This is a genomic window from Aquamicrobium defluvii, assembly GCF_004363725.1.
GTDB lineage: Bacteria > Pseudomonadota > Alphaproteobacteria > Rhizobiales > Rhizobiaceae > Mesorhizobium > Mesorhizobium defluvii.
The window spans coordinates 234,454-249,067 of record NZ_SNZF01000002.1 but is presented as its reverse complement, the minus strand read 5'-3'; the positions used below and the strand labels follow the sequence as shown (position 1 = coordinate 249,067).

Genomic DNA, 14,614 nt, shown 5'->3' with positions numbered 1-14,614 from the left:
CGTCAGCCGACGGTCACCGCTTCCAGCGGTATCGACACGCCCATCTTGTCCAGCATGGCCCGGAACGAGGCGATGTCGTAGCGCTCGCTCCCGGTAACCAGCCCGCGGATCTGCCCGCTGCCGCCCTCTTCCGGGCACAGCCCGGCGACAACCTCCGTCGCCGGATCGAGGAAGACGGCGGCGGGGCAGGCTTTCATGAAGAAATCCGCCAGCCATGGCAGATGCGTGCTCGACAGCGTGAAAACGTCGATGCGGGGATGGCGGTCGCGAACCTCGCGCATGAAGGCTTCGACGCGTTGCTGGGTTGCGGCCGGGTCGAACAGGAACGCCCCGCTTTCGACCAGCTCAACCATGGGCGAGGCGTCGATTTGCGCAACCCGGTCGGGATGCGCCGTGTGTCGGGCTATGAAGCCGGAGAGCATCGGGCTTTCGACCAGCGAGCGGACGCCCAGGATGCCGACATGTCCGGTCCGTGTCCGTGAAAGCGCCTTTTCCAGGGGCGGGTGCACGCCGAACAGAGGCGGTCCGGGTTCGCGCTGCAACTCCTCCAGCACCATGATGGAGGGCGCATTGGAGGCGATGACGATGGCGCCCGGTTCGTACCGCGACAGGAAGGTCAGGGAGCGCCGCATCACCGAAAGCAGCTCGTCGCGCCCCTTGCCGCCATAGGGAAAGCTGGCGCGGTCGGCGAAATAGAGGATGTCCCGTTTCGGGAACGCCTTGTGGATTTCGGCCACGATGGCATAGCTGCCGATGCCCGCGTCAAACACCGCCACAGGACGGCAGAGCTGGGGCTTCATGCTTCAGAACACCGCTTTCTTGCGCGGAATCGACCCCAGGGAGGCGAGGTAGCCCGGCAGATCGGCGGCGGACTCCAGCACCACGTCAGCAAGCGAGGACAGCGAATCGCGCGTTCCCGTGCCCGAAAGCACCCCTATGGCAAGGCCGCAGCCGCCCGCATGGGCCATGTCGAGGTCGTGACGGTTGTCGCCCACCATGGCGATCTCCGAGGGCTTGAGCCCGGTCAGGTCGCAGAAGGCGCGTACCGTGTCGGGCGCCGGCTTGGCGTTGGCCACCGCGTCATAGCCATAGGCCGCCTCGAACAGCTGGGCGATACCGAGGGCCACCAGCGTTCTCTCGCAGCCGAGCGTCGAATCGTTGGTCGCCACGCCCAGCCGGTAGGCCTGGGCATGCAGGCTGCCCAGTGCGCTGATGACGCCGGGAAGAGCAACCGCCATGGCCGCGCCCTTGTCGGTGGTGATGCGGTTGAAACGTTCCACGGTTTCAAGCTGTGCGCTGCGCGGCAGCCCGGGAAACCACAACTCGATGATGTCGAGATTGGTGCCGGCGGCAAAGACGGAATCGGCTCTGAAGGTGTGTGTCTCCGGGTCGAGCCCGGCCGCCTCCAGCAACCTGTCGGCCTTGTCCCTGTTGCCGTCGGCCGCCTCCATCGCCATCAGTTCGGCTACGGCCGACCATGTCGCGTGGAAGTCGACCAGCGTGCCGTCCTTGTCGAAAAGGATTCCCTTGATTCCGGCCAAGACCCTGCTTCTCCTTCAGCTCGCGCCCTGTTTCTCTCTGAGCCCGAGAATGTGTTTCACCAGACCGGCGGTCGAGGCGTCTCTGCCCGCGGCATTCTCCTTGCCTTCCACGACAGGCAGCAATTGCGTCGCCAGTTCCTTGCCGAGCTCGACCCCCCACTGGTCGAAGGAATTGATGTTGTAAAGCACACCTTCGACAAAGACGCGATGTTCATAGAGCGCGACCAGCCGGCCGAGCGTCGCCGGATCGAGAGACCTGTAGAGAATGGTGATCGACGGGCGATTGCCTGAAAAGACGCGATGTGGCGCGATCCTGTCCACTTTTGCGAGGTCCATGCCTTTGGCCAGCATCTGCGCGCGTGCCTCCTCCAGCGTGCGGCCCTTCATCAGCGCCTCGGACTGCGCCAGGCAGTTGGCGAGCAGAAGGTCGTGCTGATGCCGCAGTTCCGGCTCGTGGCCGTTGGCGGCGACGAGGAATTCGACGGGGATGATGTCGGTGCCCTGATGCAGGAGCTGGAAGAAGGCATGCTGGCCGTTGGTGCCGGGCTCGCCCCATACCAGCGGGCCGGTGGGCGTGGTGACCGGCGTCCCGTCGAGCGACGTGCTCTTGCCGTTGGATTCCATGTCGAGCTGCTGGAGATAGGCGGGCAGGCGCGACAGGCGCTGGTCATAGGGGATGACGGCACGGGATGGATAGCCGCACACGACGCGGTGCCACCAGCCAACGAGGCCAAGCAGCGCGGGCAGGTTGGAGGAAAGCGGTGCGGTGCGGAAATGCGTGTCCATCTCATGCGCGCCCGCAAGCATGTCGCGAAAGCGTTGCGGACCGATCGCGATCATCACCGGCAGGCCGATCGCACCCCACACCGAATAGCGCCCGCCGACCCAGTCCCAGAAGCCGAACACGCGCTCCGGCGTGATGCCGAAGGCGGCGACCAGATCGAGCGCGGTGGAGACGGCGGCGAAATGATGCGCGACCGCCTCCTTGCCCAGCGCCTTTTCGATCCAGCTCTTCGCCGTCCGGGCATTTGTCATGGTCTCGACCGTGGTGAAGGTCTTGGAGGCGACGATGACGAGCGTGGTCTCGGGATCGAGCCCCTTCAGCGTGTCGTGGATATGCGCGCCGTCGATATTGGACACATAATGGGCGCGGGGCCCGTCATGCCAGGGCGCGAGCGCCAGCGTCACCATGACGGGGCCGAGATCCGAACCGCCGATGCCGATATTGACGATGTCGGTAATCGCCTTGCCGGTCGCCCCCCGCGCCTCGCCGCTGCGGATCGCATTGGCGAAGGCGCTCATCGCATCCAGCACCGAGGCCACATCCGCACCGATGTCATGACCGTCGATGTCCGGTTCGTGCCTGCCCGGAGCGCGCAAGGCTGTGTGCAGCACAGCGCGGTCCTCGGTCACGTTGATAGGAGCGCCGGCGAACATGGCGTCGCGCCGCGCTTCCATGCCCGCGGCTGCCGCCAGTTTGCCAAGCAGGTCCATGGTGGCGTCGTCGACCGCGCATTTGGACCAGTCGAGCAGCATGTCGCCATCGGTGGCGGACAGCCGCGCGAAACGCCGCGGGTCGGCGCGGAAGGCGGCGCGCGCATCCACCTTGCCTGTGCTGTGGCGCTGGCGAAGCTCGGCAAGGATACGGTCGAAAGCGGAACGGTCCACGGACATCTCCGATGATGGTACGAAAAGGCGGCCTGCCGCCGGCCCGGTTCGGATGGGAATGTAGGGCGTTCCTCCCGTCGGTGGAACTCCCCCTGCACCGGCCACGGCAACCTCCTGCCGCCGCTGTTATCGGATCGATTTTAAATCGATTCAATATGTATTTCCGGCTTCATGTCTGCCCAATACATCACTGGCATAAATCTATAGGATCAGAAAAATTGATTGGCTTAATTGCTTGTGCCAAGCGACACTCTACTGGTCCACACAGCTAGAAAAGACTGTCCACCGGGGAGTGATCATGTCCCAGCGAAACGACACGGCCATCTGGTCGGGCCTTTTCCGCATATCGGCGGATTCGGGGCAAACCCTTCAGGCGCAGATCAGGCAGGCCATCGTCGCCGCCATTCTCGATCGCCAGATCGCGGCCTCCATGCCGCTGCCGTCGTGCCGCATACTGGCCGAAAAGCTCGGCGTGGCGCGCGGCACGGTGGTGCTGGCCTTCCAGCAGCTCGTCGATCAGGGCTTCCTGATCGCGCGCGAGCGGCGCGGGCATTTCGTCAATCCCGATGTGCTGGCCACGCCGGCCAAGCCGCAGAAGGCGGCCGAGCAGTCGAACGAGATCGACTGGAAGGCGCGCCGCCGCATCGCCGCGTCCGACATGCCGCCGCCCAACAAGCATGAGAACTGGATCAAATCCTCCTATCCCTTCGTCTACGGACAGTTCGATCCCGGCCTGTTCCCGACTGCCGAATGGCGCGAATGCAACCGCATGGCGCTGGCGGTGCTGGAAATCCGCAACTGGGCCTCGGACATGGTCGACCGCGACGACCCGCTGCTGATCGAGCAGATCCAGGCGCGCCTGTTGCCGCGTCGTGGCATTTTCGCCAACCCCGACGAGATCATCGTCACGCTGGGGGCGCAGAATGCGCTCTACATGCTGGCCACGCTGCTGATGGGCAAGGGCTCGAAAGTGGCGATGGAAGACCCCGGCTATCCCGATGCGCGCTCGACCTTCCAGCTTGCCGGCGCCGAGACGGTGCCCGTGCCGGTGGACCAATCGGGCATCGTGACCGAACGCATTCCCTCCGATGCCGGCTTCGTCTTCATCACGCCGAGCCATCATTGCCCGACCATGGTGCCGCTGTCGGAGGAACGCCGGCGGGACCTTCTCGCCCGTGCCGACCGTCACAACCAGATCGTCATCGAGGACGGCTATGACAGCCAGTTGCTCGACGACGCGCCGCAGCAGGCGCTGAAAAGCGTCGATCGCTCGGGCCGCGTCGTCTATGTCGGCTCCATGTCCAAGACGCTCGCGCCGGGCCTGCGTCTCGGCTACATCGTCGCGTCCGCCGGGCTGATCTCGGAACTGCGCGCGCTGCGCCGCTTCATGCTGCGCCACCCGCCGGCTAACAACCAGCGCGCCGTGGCGCTGTTCCTGTCGCTGGGCCATCACGAGGCGCTGGTGAGGCGCCTGTCGAGCGCCTTCGATGAGCGGCGCAAGCGGTTGCGGCAGGTCGTCTCGGCTTTCCTGCCGGAATGGCGTTCGGAGCATCCGGGGGCCGGAACCTCGATGTGGCTGGAAGCCCCCCGTGGCGTCAACGCGCGCGACCTGGCCGTCGCCGCGGCCAGCCGCAGCGTCATCATCGAGCCCGGCGACCGCTATTTCGGCTTCGACGAGAAACCATCGCGCTTCGTGCGGCTCGGCATTTCCTCGATCGCTCTCCAGCACATCGAGCCCGGCATCCGCGAACTTGCCACCGCTGCCGGCCGCCGGCCCGCAGCGGCCTGAGCCATTGCTTTGGTACAGAAGCCGGACGCCCATGGCTCATCGCTGGCGCGTGGCCGGATTGCGTAGTCTTTGCAGGATGCGATCTTGCCAGCGGGGGAAGCGGCGATGAAAACGAGCGCGCCGGCCCATGATGCGTCCCGAGCCTGTGGTCCCGGCTACCGGCCGCTGGGCCCGAACGACATCGAGCGCATCCATGAATCGGCGCTCACCGTCCTCGAAACGGTGGGCTTCGCCGATGCCATCCCTTCCTGTGTCGATGCCCTGACGGGCGTCGGGGCCGTTCTTGGCGCGGACGGGCGCATCCGCTTCCCGCGCAATCTGGTCCTCGACACCATCGGGGGTGCCGCCCGCGACATCACTTTATATGGGCAGAGGCCCGGACACGACCTGCTGCTTGATGGCAGCAATGTTCATTTCGGCACGGCCGGCTTGGCTGTGAACCTCGTCGATGCGGAGCGACGGGAGTATCGCGAATCGCGCCTTCAGGACATCTATGACGCGGCCCGTCTGGCCGAGGGGCTGGACAACATCCATTTCTTCCAGCGACCCATGGTGGCGCGCGACATCGCCGATCCGCTCGAGCTGGATTTCAACACGCTCTATGCCTGTGTGACCGGAACATCCAAACATGTCGGGATCTCCTTCACGGTGCGCGAGAATGTGAAGCCGGCGCTGGAGATGCTGCACATGATCGCCGGCGGCGAAGAAAAATTCCGTGCCCGTCCCTTCGTCTCCAACTCCAATTGCTTTGTCGTCTCGCCGATGAAGTTCGCCGAGGATGCCTGCGGCGTTCTTGAGGAGTGCGTGAAGGGCGGTCTGCCGATCCTGCTGCTGTCCGTCGGGCAGGCAGGCAACACCGCCCCGGCTGATCTGGCTGGCGCCGTGGTGCAGACGGTTGCCGAGGTGCTCGCCGGTCTCGTCTATGTCAACGCGCTGAAGCCGGGCCATCCGGCGATCTTCGCCGCCTGGCCCTTCGCCTCCGATCCCCGCAGTGGAGCCATGGCCGGGGGCTCGCCGGAGCAGGCCCTGCTCGGGGCGGCCTGCGCCCAGATGGCCCGCTTCTACAACCTGCCGGGAAGCACCGCCGCCGGCATGACCGATTCCAAGCTGCCGGACAGCCAGTCGGGCTATGAGAAAGGCATCACCGATATGCTGGCCGCTCTCAGCGGGGCCGATCTCGTCTATGAGGCGGCCGGCACCCATGCCGCGCTGCTCGGCTTCTGCCTGGAAAGTCTCATCATCGACAACGACATGCTGGGCCATTGCCTGAACAGCCGGGCCGGCATGAGTGCCGGCGGGGACCAGCTCTCGGTTGCCCTGATAGAACAGACCTGCCTCGGCGGTCCCGGCCACTATCTCGGTCTCCCGCCGGTGCGGGAAGAGGCCCCCCACACCTATCCGCTGATCGCGGAGCGCTGGTCGCCGCGCGAATGGGAAGACAATGGCCGTCCCGACATCGTCATGCGCGCGGTGGCGGAAAAACGTCGTGTTCTTGCCGGGCGTTTCCCGCGCCATGTGTCGCGCACGCTCGACGAGCGCCTGCGCGCCCGTTTCGGCGATCTCATCCGCCTGCCGCGCAGTGCGATGGGCGTTTAGAGCGTTTCCCCGAATCGCGGAAATGCTCCAACCCTTTGTTTCGACGTGATCGCGAACGCAAAACCGCTTCGCACTTTTGCTGGAATCGCTCTAGAGCGGCGGACGCCCGGATATATCCGGGCTGCCGCTCTATCTGTTTGTTTTTGCCGCATTTATGCGACGCCCGACGATTCCGTCTGACTGCAAAACGCTCTAGGCGCCGGTACCGCCGATCGACCAGGGTAGCGTCTCGCCGCCACGGAACACCACAATGTCCTCCTCGCCGATCGGTACGGCAGCCACGGCGACACCCGGCTTCTTGACCAGGGTGACAGTGCCCCTGTTCGGCGCCAGCCCGTGGAAGCGGGCGCCGTTCAGCGAGGCGAACGCCTCGAAGCGGTCGAGCGCGCCCTCTTCGTCGAACACCTGCACGTAGGTCTGCAAGGCCGTGACCCCGCCGAACACGCCGGCCGAGCAGCATTCGGCCTGCTTGGACGAGCGCATGTGCGGGGCACTGTCGGTGCCGATCATGAAACAGCTCTCGCCGGAGGTGATCGCCTTGCGCAGCGCCTGGCGGTGGCTCTCGCGCTTGGCCACCGGCAGGCAGTAGAGATGCGGCCGCAGCCCCCCTTGGAAGATCGAGGTGCGGTTGATCACCAGATGGTGCGGCGTGATCGTAGCGGCAACGCGTGGCGCGTGGACGCGCACGATGTCGACCGTGCCGGACGTGGTGGCGTGCTCGACCACCACCTTAAGCCCCTCGTGGCGCTTCAGCATCGGCAGGAGCGTGTTTTCCATGAACACCTCCTCGCGATCGAAAATGTCGACCTCCGGATCGGTGGATTCGCCATGGACCAGCACCGGCATGCCGATCTTCTCCATCCGCTCCAGCACCGGCGAAAGCCCGGCAAGATCGGTCACGCCATGGCTGGAATTGGTGGTCGCGCCGGCGGGATAGAGTTTGGCGGCGATCCATACGCGCTCGCCGAAGCCGCGCTCGATCTCGTCCGGATCGGTGCGGTCGGTGAGGTAGCAGGTCATGAGTGGCTCGAAGTCCGAACCCTGCGGACGGTTGGCGAGGATGCGGTCGCGATAGGCAAGCGCGTCCGCCACCGTCACCACAGGCGGCACCAGATTGGGCATGATGATGCCGCGCGCGAACTGTGCCGCCGTATAGGGCAGGACGGCCTTGAGCATGGCGCCGTCGCGCAGGTGGACGTGCCAGTCGTCCGGGCGCGGAATGGTGATCGTGGGCAGGGCCCCGGCCTCAGGTGCGGAGCCGGCTTCGAAAAGCGCGTCGATGGTCATGGGCAATCCTCTTCGCCTTTGGTCCAGCGAGGCGCGGAGCTTCCTTCCGCTGCCTTTTCGACCATGCGATATACATGGCCTTGCGGCAATTGGCAGGCGCTTTGCCAAGGCTGCGGCAAAAAAGGCCCGGAATTGGTATCTGCCGAAGCACCGCTCCGCCGGAAGCGGGCCGCGCTGTTTCAGCTTCGCGCCCTCAGCTTCAGATTTTCAGCTCGCAAGCCGGCTGAGCACGGGCTGCAACTGCTCCGGCGTGATCGGCTTGGCCACCACCGCATCCACGAGGCCTGGCACGGAAAGGCTGGCGGATGAGGCCATGCGGGTCGACAACAGCACCAGCGCCGGTCGCAGACCGCCCGTGCCCCGGCGCAGAGCCGCAAGCACCGGCATCAGGGGGGTCGCAGTCGCGGTTCTCGGGGCCGCCATCGAGAACGACGATACCCGGCAGCATCGAGCGCAGGGCCTGCACGGCGGATTCGGGCGATTCGACGAGCGGCCGCAAACCCAGCCCTTGCACGATCTTGGCCACGACCACCTGCGTGATGCGCGAGCGGCCGACGACCATCACCCGCGAGAGGTCGGCGATGCCGCCCTCGTCCACGTACGTCCCGCGTCCGGAAACAGCGCCGCCGTCTTGATCGAAGTACGAAGACAATCCGATCTACACCATCTGCTCAATGCAGGGTTGAAACCCTCCTCCTTTTGGGTGACGCCGCTTCGACTGTCAAGTTAATACCAAATCAGCATAAAGTGGTAAGTTTCCTGCATGGCGGGGCAGGCGACGGCACAAAAATCGCCCCCGCAGCGGCTGCGGGGGCGACTTCAGGGCAGGGAGCCCGGATGAACCGTGTCGCCACTGTCCTGCCGCCACCCCGGCTTACGAGGCATGCGGGGCGGCGGATCGGGTGCGGCTCAGTTGTGAGCCTGGGTGACGATCACCGGGATGAGCAGGTCGCCCCAGTTGCCTTCGCCGCTGTGATGGCGGGCCGAGCGGACCAGTTCGACCGATACGCCGGCCTCGACAGCCTTCATCACGGACTGGTTGAGGCGGTGCAGGTCGTTGGCCAGCATGCGGATGGCGGCCTGCTGGTCGGTGTTCATGGCAGAAGACTGTTCCTCTGCCCTTTCCTTGACGCGGGTGATCGGTGCCATTTTCGGTTCTCCCTTGGAATGACGGCTTTCGGGCCGCCGGGTCTGTTATTCCGCAGCCGGGCGGAACTGTTCGGTTTCAGTGGATTCGCCCATCGCGGTGGTCGACGACTGGCCGCCGGTGATGGCGAGCGACACGGCGTCGAAATAGCCGGTGCCGACCTCGCGCTGGTGCTTCGTCGCCGTGTAGCCATTGGCCTCGGAGGCGAATTCGGCTTCCTGAAGCTCCGAATAGGCTGCCATCTGCCGGTCCTTGTAGCCGCGGGCCAGCTCGAACATGCCGTGGTTGAGCTGGTGGAAGCCGGCCAGCGTGATGAACTGGAACTTGTAGCCCATGGCGCCCAGTTCGCGCTGGAACCTGGCGATGGTGGCGTCGTCCAGATTGGCCTTCCAGTTGAAGGACGGCGAGCAGTTGTAGGCGAGCAGCTTGCCCGGATGAGCCTTGTGCACGGCCTCGGCGAACTTGCGGGCCTGCTCCAGATCCGGCTTGCCGGTCTCCATCCAGATCAGGTCGCAATGCGGCGCGTAGGCGATGGCGCGGGCGATGCATGGCTCGATGCCGTTCTTCACCTGATAGAAGCCTTCCGCGGTGCGGCCCTTGTCCTTGTCGACGAAGGGCTGGTCGCGCTCGTCGATGTCGGAGGTGAGCAGCTTGGCGGCCTCGGCGTCGGTGCGGGCGACGATCAGCGTGGGAACGCCCATGATGTCGGCAGCGAGGCGCGCGGCGTTGAGGTTGCGGATGTGGGCGGCGGTCGGGATCAGCACCTTGCCGCCCAGATGGCCGCACTTCTTCTCCGAAGCGAGCTGGTCTTCGAAGTGGACGCCTGCGGCGCCGGCCTCGATGAACGCCTTCATGATCTCGAAGGCGTTGAGCGGGCCGCCGAAGCCGGCCTCGGCATCGGCCACGATCGGCGCGAACCAGGTGTCGACCGACAGCTTGCCTTCCGCCGTCTCGATCTGGTCGGCGCGCTGCAGGGTGCGGTTGATGCGCTTGGCGAGCTCCGGTGCGGCGTTGGCCGGGTAGAGCGACTGGTCGGGATACATGGCGGATGCCGTGTTGGCGTCGGCGGCGACCTGCCAGCCCGACAGATAGATGGCCTTCAGGCCGGCGCGGACCATCTGCATGGCCTGGTTGCCCGACAGCGCGCCCAGCGCGTTGACGAAGTCTTCCTCATGGATGAGCTTCCACAGGCGGTTGGCGCCGTTCTCGGCCAGCGTGTACCTGATCTGCACCGAGCCACGCAGCCGCTTCACGTCTTCCGGGGTGTAGGGACGCTCGATGCCTTCGAAACGGCCTTCCGGCGCGGACGGGACGAGGTTGTAAAAATCGGTCATTTACAGCTCCAGCAGTTCGGTTGTGAAAGTATCCGGCATTCACCTCGCCATCAGGATTGGCGTCTGCCTCTGAGACTTGATTTACATTGCGGTGCGGTAAAGGCGAGGAAAACCGGGGTTTTCGGCTGTAAATAAAGGAAAATCTGTGTTGCGTTTGACAGATCGCGGCTGTAAATTTGTCAAAATTGTAAAAAGCCGTGACTGTGAAATTCAGTGCCGGTTTTGTAAAATCGTGTAAAATGCCGTCGTCATGGCTGAACAGAAGATCTTTGCCGGACCCCGTATCCGCCGCATCCGCAACGCCAAGGGGCTGACCCAGACGGCGATGGCCGAGGGCCTGGGCATCTCACCCTCCTATCTCAACCTGATCGAGCGCAACCAGCGTCCGCTGACCGTGCAGCTCATCCTGCGGCTGGCTTCCGTCTACAAGGTCGAGCCGGATGAGTTGCAGGCACAGGCCGGCGGGTCGATTGCCGCATTGAGGGAAATGTTCGCCGATCCTCTGCTGGCCGGCGAGCTTCCGGGCGAACAGGAGCTGGTCGAGGTGGCGGAGGCTGCGCCCAATGCGGCCGCCGCGATGATCAAGCTCTACCGCGCCTATCGCGAGCAGGCCGAGCGCCTGTCGGACCTCAACGAATTGCTGGCGCGCGAGGGGCGCGGCACCGCGCTTTCCGGCGCACGCCTGCCCATGGACGAGGTGCACGAGGTATTCGAGCGCCTCCCTAACCATCACCCCGCACTGGAGGAGGAGGCGGAAGCCTTTATTCGTGTGCTGGAGCCGGGCGACGACCTCTACGGCGCGCTCAAGGCCTGGCTGAAGCGTGAATATGGCATTACCGTTCGTGTGCTGCCGGTGGCGACCATGCCCAACTGGCGCCGCCGCTACGACCGTCATTCGCAGCGCCTGTTTCTCTCGGAGCGGCTATCGCCCTTCGATCAGTTGCGCGAAGTGGCGATGGAAGCCTGCCTGATGCGCATGTCGGTGGCGATCGCGGCCGGGATCGCTGCCCTGAAACTGTCCAGCGACGAGGCGCGGCGGCTGGCCCGTTTCGAGCTCGGCCGCTATGCCGCCCATGCGCTGATGATGCCCTACCAGCCCTTCCTCGCCGCCGCCCAGCGTGCACGCTACGATGTCGACGTGCTGCGTTCGCGCTTTTCAGTCTCCTTCGAGCAGGCGGCGAACCGGCTGACCATGCTTCAGCGCCAGGGCAGCGCCGGCGTGCCCTTCTTCATGCTGGAGGTGGACAATGCCGGCCATCCCTTCCGCAAGGCGGGCAGCGCCGGTTTCCCGCACAGCCGTTTCGGCGGGGGCTGTCCCAAGCTTGCCGTGCATGCCTCCTTCACGCAGCCGGGGCAGATATTCGTCGAGGCCGTCGAGATGCCGGACGGAGCCGAGTTCCTTTGCGTGGCGCGAACGCTGGAAGGGCCGCAGGGCGCATTCAACGAACGGCCGCGCCGTACCGCGCTGCTGCTCGGCTGCGACATCGCCTACAAGGACGAGGTGGTCTATGGTGCGGCCCTGCCGGGCGCCGGGTCGGTGACGCCCGTCGGCCCCGCCTGCCGGCTCTGCGAGCGCTCCGGCTGCCTGTCGCGCGCCGCCCCGCCGGTCACGCGCCCGCTTGGCCTCGACGAGATGGTGACGGGCCTCAGCGCGTTCGACTTCCAGTAGGAGCCGGCTGCCGGCCAATGCTTCGGGGCATTCTGGACCTTCCCACGCCCCGATCCCGGCGGTAAGTGCCGGGGACGGATAAAGCGTTGCGCTTCGGGGAGGGCGGCATGGCTGAGTTGGCATCATCCTCTGTCGCGGTGACGTCGCAGGCGCGCGCTTCCCGATACGGCGCCGCACTTGTCTTTCTGTCGGCGCTGTTGTGGAGCCTGGGCGGAGCCATTGCCCGCTATATCGACGCGGCCGATCCATGGGCGGTGATTTTCTGGCGCTCCCTATGGGCGACCGCTTTCCTGATCGCCTACATGGTCTGGCGCGATGGCTGGCGCGGCACCGTGCGGATGTTTCGCGATATGGGCTTGCCGGGACTGGCCGTCGCGGCCTGCTTTGCCACGGCATCGATCTGCTTCGTGGTGGCGCTTTCCTACACCACCGTCGCCAACATCCTGCTGATACAGGCCGGCGTTCCGCTGGTCGCGGCGCTGTTTGCGTGGATCGCCCTGCGTGAAAAAGTATCGGGCAGCACATGGGTTGCCATCTTTTTCGTCATCGTCGGTGTCGGCGTGATGGTGTCGGAAACGCTGGGCGGCTCGGTTTCGCCCATCGGCGACGGTCTGGCGCTGGCCATCACCTGCGCGCTCGCCACTGCCACCGTCATAACCCGCCGTTTTTCCAATGTGCGCATGACGCCGGCGACCTGCCTCGGCACCGTGTTCGCCGCCCTCCTCGCCCTCACGCAGGCATCTTCCCTCAAGGTGTCCGGGCACGACATGGTTTTCCTGTTCGCCTTCGGGGTCGTGAATCTCGGCCTGGGTCTGGCCTGTTTCGCCACCGGGGCGCGGATGATCCCCGCCGCCATGGCGGCCCTGCTCGGCACGTTCGAGACCATATTGGGGCCGGTATGGGTGTGGCTGGCCCACGCGGAGGTTCCTTCCGGACGGACGCTGCTCGGCGGCGGCATCGTGTTCGCCGCCCTGCTCGTGCACATCGCGCGCGAATTCCGGCGTCATTCGCTGCCGCCCCGGCCGGGCGTCAGCGGGCTGCCGGCGCCGAACTGATGGCAACATCCGATCCGTTCAACTTCCCATTGACAAAGCCTCCGTGCCAAAGGCAGGCTGGGTGAAAGGCAACAATGAGACAGGCCCATCTTGCCCTTGTTCGCACCATCCCGTCAGCGTCCGGCAGCTTGTGGCGAACATGCGCCGGTCTCTCCCGGAAGGGCGAAGGGGTCGGGGCTTTCCATGCCGCGGCGTGTCCGTCCGTCCGGGCCGCCCCTGTCGCGCAAACGTCATTGTCTGGCAGTCGAATGCCGCTTGTTGGCCCGCCGGAAGCTTAATAGATTGAAAGACATGTCCGGTGGCGCGCCTCAGCGCGGCCGGTGGGGAACATTTGGAAAGGGAGTATCTCATGCAGCGAAAATCAACCTTGCTTCTGGTGACCACCATGCTTGCGACAGGCTTCGCCTTCGCGGCAGGGGCGCAGGAACGCATCGTCAATGTCTACAACTGGTCCGATTATATCGATTCCTCGATCATCGACGACTTCACCAAGGAAACCGGCATCAAGGTCGTCTATGACGTCTACGATTCCAACGAAATTCTGGAAACCAAGCTTCTGGCCGGCGGCAGCGGCTATGACGTGGTGGTACCGACCAGCAGTTTCCTCGCCCGCCAGATCGAGGCCGGCGTCTACCAGAAGCTCGACAAGTCCAAGCTGCCCAACCTGTCGAACATGTGGGATATGGTGAGCGAGCGCACCGTCGTCTTCGACCCGGGCAACGAATATTCCATCAACTACATGTGGGGCACCGTTGGCATTGGCTACAATGTCAGCAAGATCAAGGAGGTGCTGGGCACCGACGAGATCGACAGCTGGAAAGCCGTGTTCGATCCCGAGCAGGCCGCCAAGCTCAAGGATTGCGGCATCAACTTCCTCGATTCGCCGACCGACATGATCCCGGTGACCCTGGCCTATCTCGGCCTCGATCCCGACAGCCACGAGCCGGACGACATCGCCAAGGCCGAGGAGGCGCTGCTCAAGGTTCGCCCCTATGTGCGCAAGTTCCATTCGTCGGAGTTCATCAACGGCCTCGCCAATGGCGACATCTGCATTGCGGTCGGGTGGTCGGGCGATGTCTTCCAGGCGCGCGACCGTGCCGGGGAAGCCGGCAACGGTGTCGAGCTGAGCTACGTGATCCCGAAGGAAGGCACGCAGATGTGGTTCGACCAGATGGCGATCCCGGCCGATGCGCCGCATCCGCAGGAGGCGCACGAGTTCCTCAACTACATGATGAAGCCGGAGGTCATCGCCAAGTCGTCGAACTATGTCTACTACGCCAATGGCAACAAGGCCTCGCAGGAGTTCCTCGACGAAGGCGTGCATGACGATCCCGCCGTCTATCCGCCGGACGAGGTGATGGCCAAGCTCTTCGTCAACACGCCGCTCGATCCGAAGACCCAGCGCCTGTTCACCCGCACATGGACCAAGGTGGTGACAGGGCAATGATCTTCGGGAAGCCCCGGCACGGGCCGGGGCTTCCTTCCGTCAGCTTGCAGGCAGTGCGCCAGAACCGGAACGGAAAAAGCC

General features: G+C 64.9%; 12 protein-coding genes. 5 read left to right on the top strand and 7 right to left on the bottom strand.

Annotated features, from left to right (window positions below; translation table 11 throughout):
- Positions 1 to 2: 2 nt before the first annotated feature.
- From DES43_RS02515 to pgi, 3 genes are read right to left on the bottom strand one after another with little or no spacing between them, the layout of a single operon-like run.
- Positions 3 to 800: a glutamate racemase gene (locus tag DES43_RS02515; protein WP_035025316.1), complete on the bottom strand. Its 798-nt coding sequence runs from the start codon at positions 798 to 800 to the stop codon at positions 3 to 5.
- A gap of 3 nt (positions 801 to 803) precedes the next feature.
- Positions 804 to 1,541 carry an HAD family hydrolase gene (locus DES43_RS02510; RefSeq protein WP_035025315.1) on the bottom strand — a complete coding sequence of 246 codons (738 nt, stop codon included), beginning with the start codon at positions 1,539 to 1,541 and terminating at the stop codon, positions 804 to 806.
- Between the two features lie 15 nt (positions 1,542 to 1,556).
- Positions 1,557 to 3,209, bottom strand: a complete 1,653-nt coding sequence (gene pgi, locus DES43_RS02505; RefSeq protein WP_133674793.1) for a glucose-6-phosphate isomerase — start codon at positions 3,207 to 3,209, stop codon at positions 1,557 to 1,559.
- A 298-nt stretch (positions 3,210 to 3,507) separates the two neighbouring features.
- On the opposite strand from pgi, the gene DES43_RS02500 reads away from it, so the two are divergent.
- Positions 3,508 to 4,998: an aminotransferase-like domain-containing protein gene (locus DES43_RS02500; RefSeq protein WP_035025310.1), complete on the top strand. Its 1,491-nt coding sequence runs from the start codon at positions 3,508 to 3,510 to the stop codon at positions 4,996 to 4,998.
- A gap of 105 nt (positions 4,999 to 5,103) precedes the next feature.
- The gene (locus DES43_RS02495) at positions 5,104 to 6,594 is read left to right on the top strand and encodes a trimethylamine methyltransferase family protein (RefSeq protein ID WP_051520485.1); all 1,491 of its coding nucleotides are present in this window, start codon (positions 5,104 to 5,106) and stop codon (positions 6,592 to 6,594) included.
- Positions 6,595 to 6,786: 192 nt separating this feature from the next.
- Here DES43_RS02495 and pyrC read toward each other — a convergent pair whose 3' ends face one another.
- The 4 genes from pyrC to aceA all read right to left on the bottom strand — a co-directional run bounded on the left by pyrC (position 6,787) and on the right by aceA (position 10,362).
- Complete coding sequence (gene pyrC, locus DES43_RS02490; protein ID WP_035025308.1) at positions 6,787 to 7,881, bottom strand: dihydroorotase; 1,095 nt, start codon at positions 7,879 to 7,881, stop codon at positions 6,787 to 6,789.
- 199 nt (positions 7,882 to 8,080) lie between these two features.
- A complete protein-coding gene (locus DES43_RS02485; protein WP_245264670.1) occupies positions 8,081 to 8,533 on the bottom strand; it encodes a hypothetical protein in 453 nt (150 codons plus the stop codon).
- A 257-nt stretch (positions 8,534 to 8,790) separates the two neighbouring features.
- The gene (locus tag DES43_RS02480; RefSeq protein ID WP_035025306.1) at positions 8,791 to 9,030 is read right to left on the bottom strand and encodes an SMc00767 family acetate metabolism repressor; all 240 of its coding nucleotides are present in this window, start codon (positions 9,028 to 9,030) and stop codon (positions 8,791 to 8,793) included.
- A 45-nt stretch (positions 9,031 to 9,075) separates the two neighbouring features.
- Positions 9,076 to 10,362: an isocitrate lyase gene (gene aceA, locus DES43_RS02475; RefSeq protein WP_035025303.1), complete on the bottom strand. Its 1,287-nt coding sequence runs from the start codon at positions 10,360 to 10,362 to the stop codon at positions 9,076 to 9,078.
- Positions 10,363 to 10,612: 250 nt separating this feature from the next.
- Here aceA and DES43_RS02470 point away from each other — a divergent pair, with 250 nt between their 5' ends.
- From DES43_RS02470 to DES43_RS02460, 3 genes are all read left to right on the top strand, one after another.
- On the top strand, positions 10,613 to 12,031 hold the full coding sequence (locus DES43_RS02470) for a helix-turn-helix domain-containing protein (protein WP_035025301.1): 1,419 nt from the start codon (positions 10,613 to 10,615) through the stop codon (positions 12,029 to 12,031).
- 107 nt (positions 12,032 to 12,138) lie between these two features.
- Positions 12,139 to 13,086 (top strand): DMT family transporter, encoded by a 948-nt coding sequence (locus DES43_RS02465; RefSeq protein WP_035025384.1) that lies wholly within the window; start codon positions 12,139 to 12,141, stop codon positions 13,084 to 13,086.
- Between the two features lie 385 nt (positions 13,087 to 13,471).
- Positions 13,472 to 14,533, top strand: a complete 1,062-nt coding sequence (locus tag DES43_RS02460; RefSeq protein ID WP_425352072.1) for a polyamine ABC transporter substrate-binding protein — start codon at positions 13,472 to 13,474, stop codon at positions 14,531 to 14,533.
- The last annotated feature ends 81 nt before the right edge of the window (positions 14,534 to 14,614 follow it).

Bases quoted from the DNA above. Each gene is read 5' to 3' on its own strand.
- DES43_RS02515 (WP_035025316.1), bottom strand. From the start codon at position 800: ATGAAGCCCCAGCTCTGCCGTCCTGTGGCGGTGTTTGACGCGGGCATC.
- DES43_RS02500 (WP_035025310.1), top strand. From the start codon at position 3,508: ATGTCCCAGCGAAACGACACGGCCATCTGGTCGGGCCTTTTCCGCATA.
- DES43_RS02495 (WP_051520485.1), top strand. From the start codon at position 5,104: ATGAAAACGAGCGCGCCGGCCCATGATGCGTCCCGAGCCTGTGGTCCC.
- pyrC (WP_035025308.1), bottom strand. From the start codon at position 7,881: ATGACCATCGACGCGCTTTTCGAAGCCGGCTCCGCACCTGAGGCCGGG.
- DES43_RS02480 (WP_035025306.1), bottom strand. From the start codon at position 9,030: ATGGCACCGATCACCCGCGTCAAGGAAAGGGCAGAGGAACAGTCTTCT.
- aceA (WP_035025303.1), bottom strand. From the start codon at position 10,362: ATGACCGATTTTTACAACCTCGTCCCGTCCGCGCCGGAAGGCCGTTTC.
- DES43_RS02470 (WP_035025301.1), top strand. From the start codon at position 10,613: ATGGCTGAACAGAAGATCTTTGCCGGACCCCGTATCCGCCGCATCCGC.
- DES43_RS02465 (WP_035025384.1), top strand. From the start codon at position 12,139: ATGGCTGAGTTGGCATCATCCTCTGTCGCGGTGACGTCGCAGGCGCGC.
- DES43_RS02460 (WP_425352072.1), top strand. From the start codon at position 13,472: ATGCTTGCGACAGGCTTCGCCTTCGCGGCAGGGGCGCAGGAACGCATC.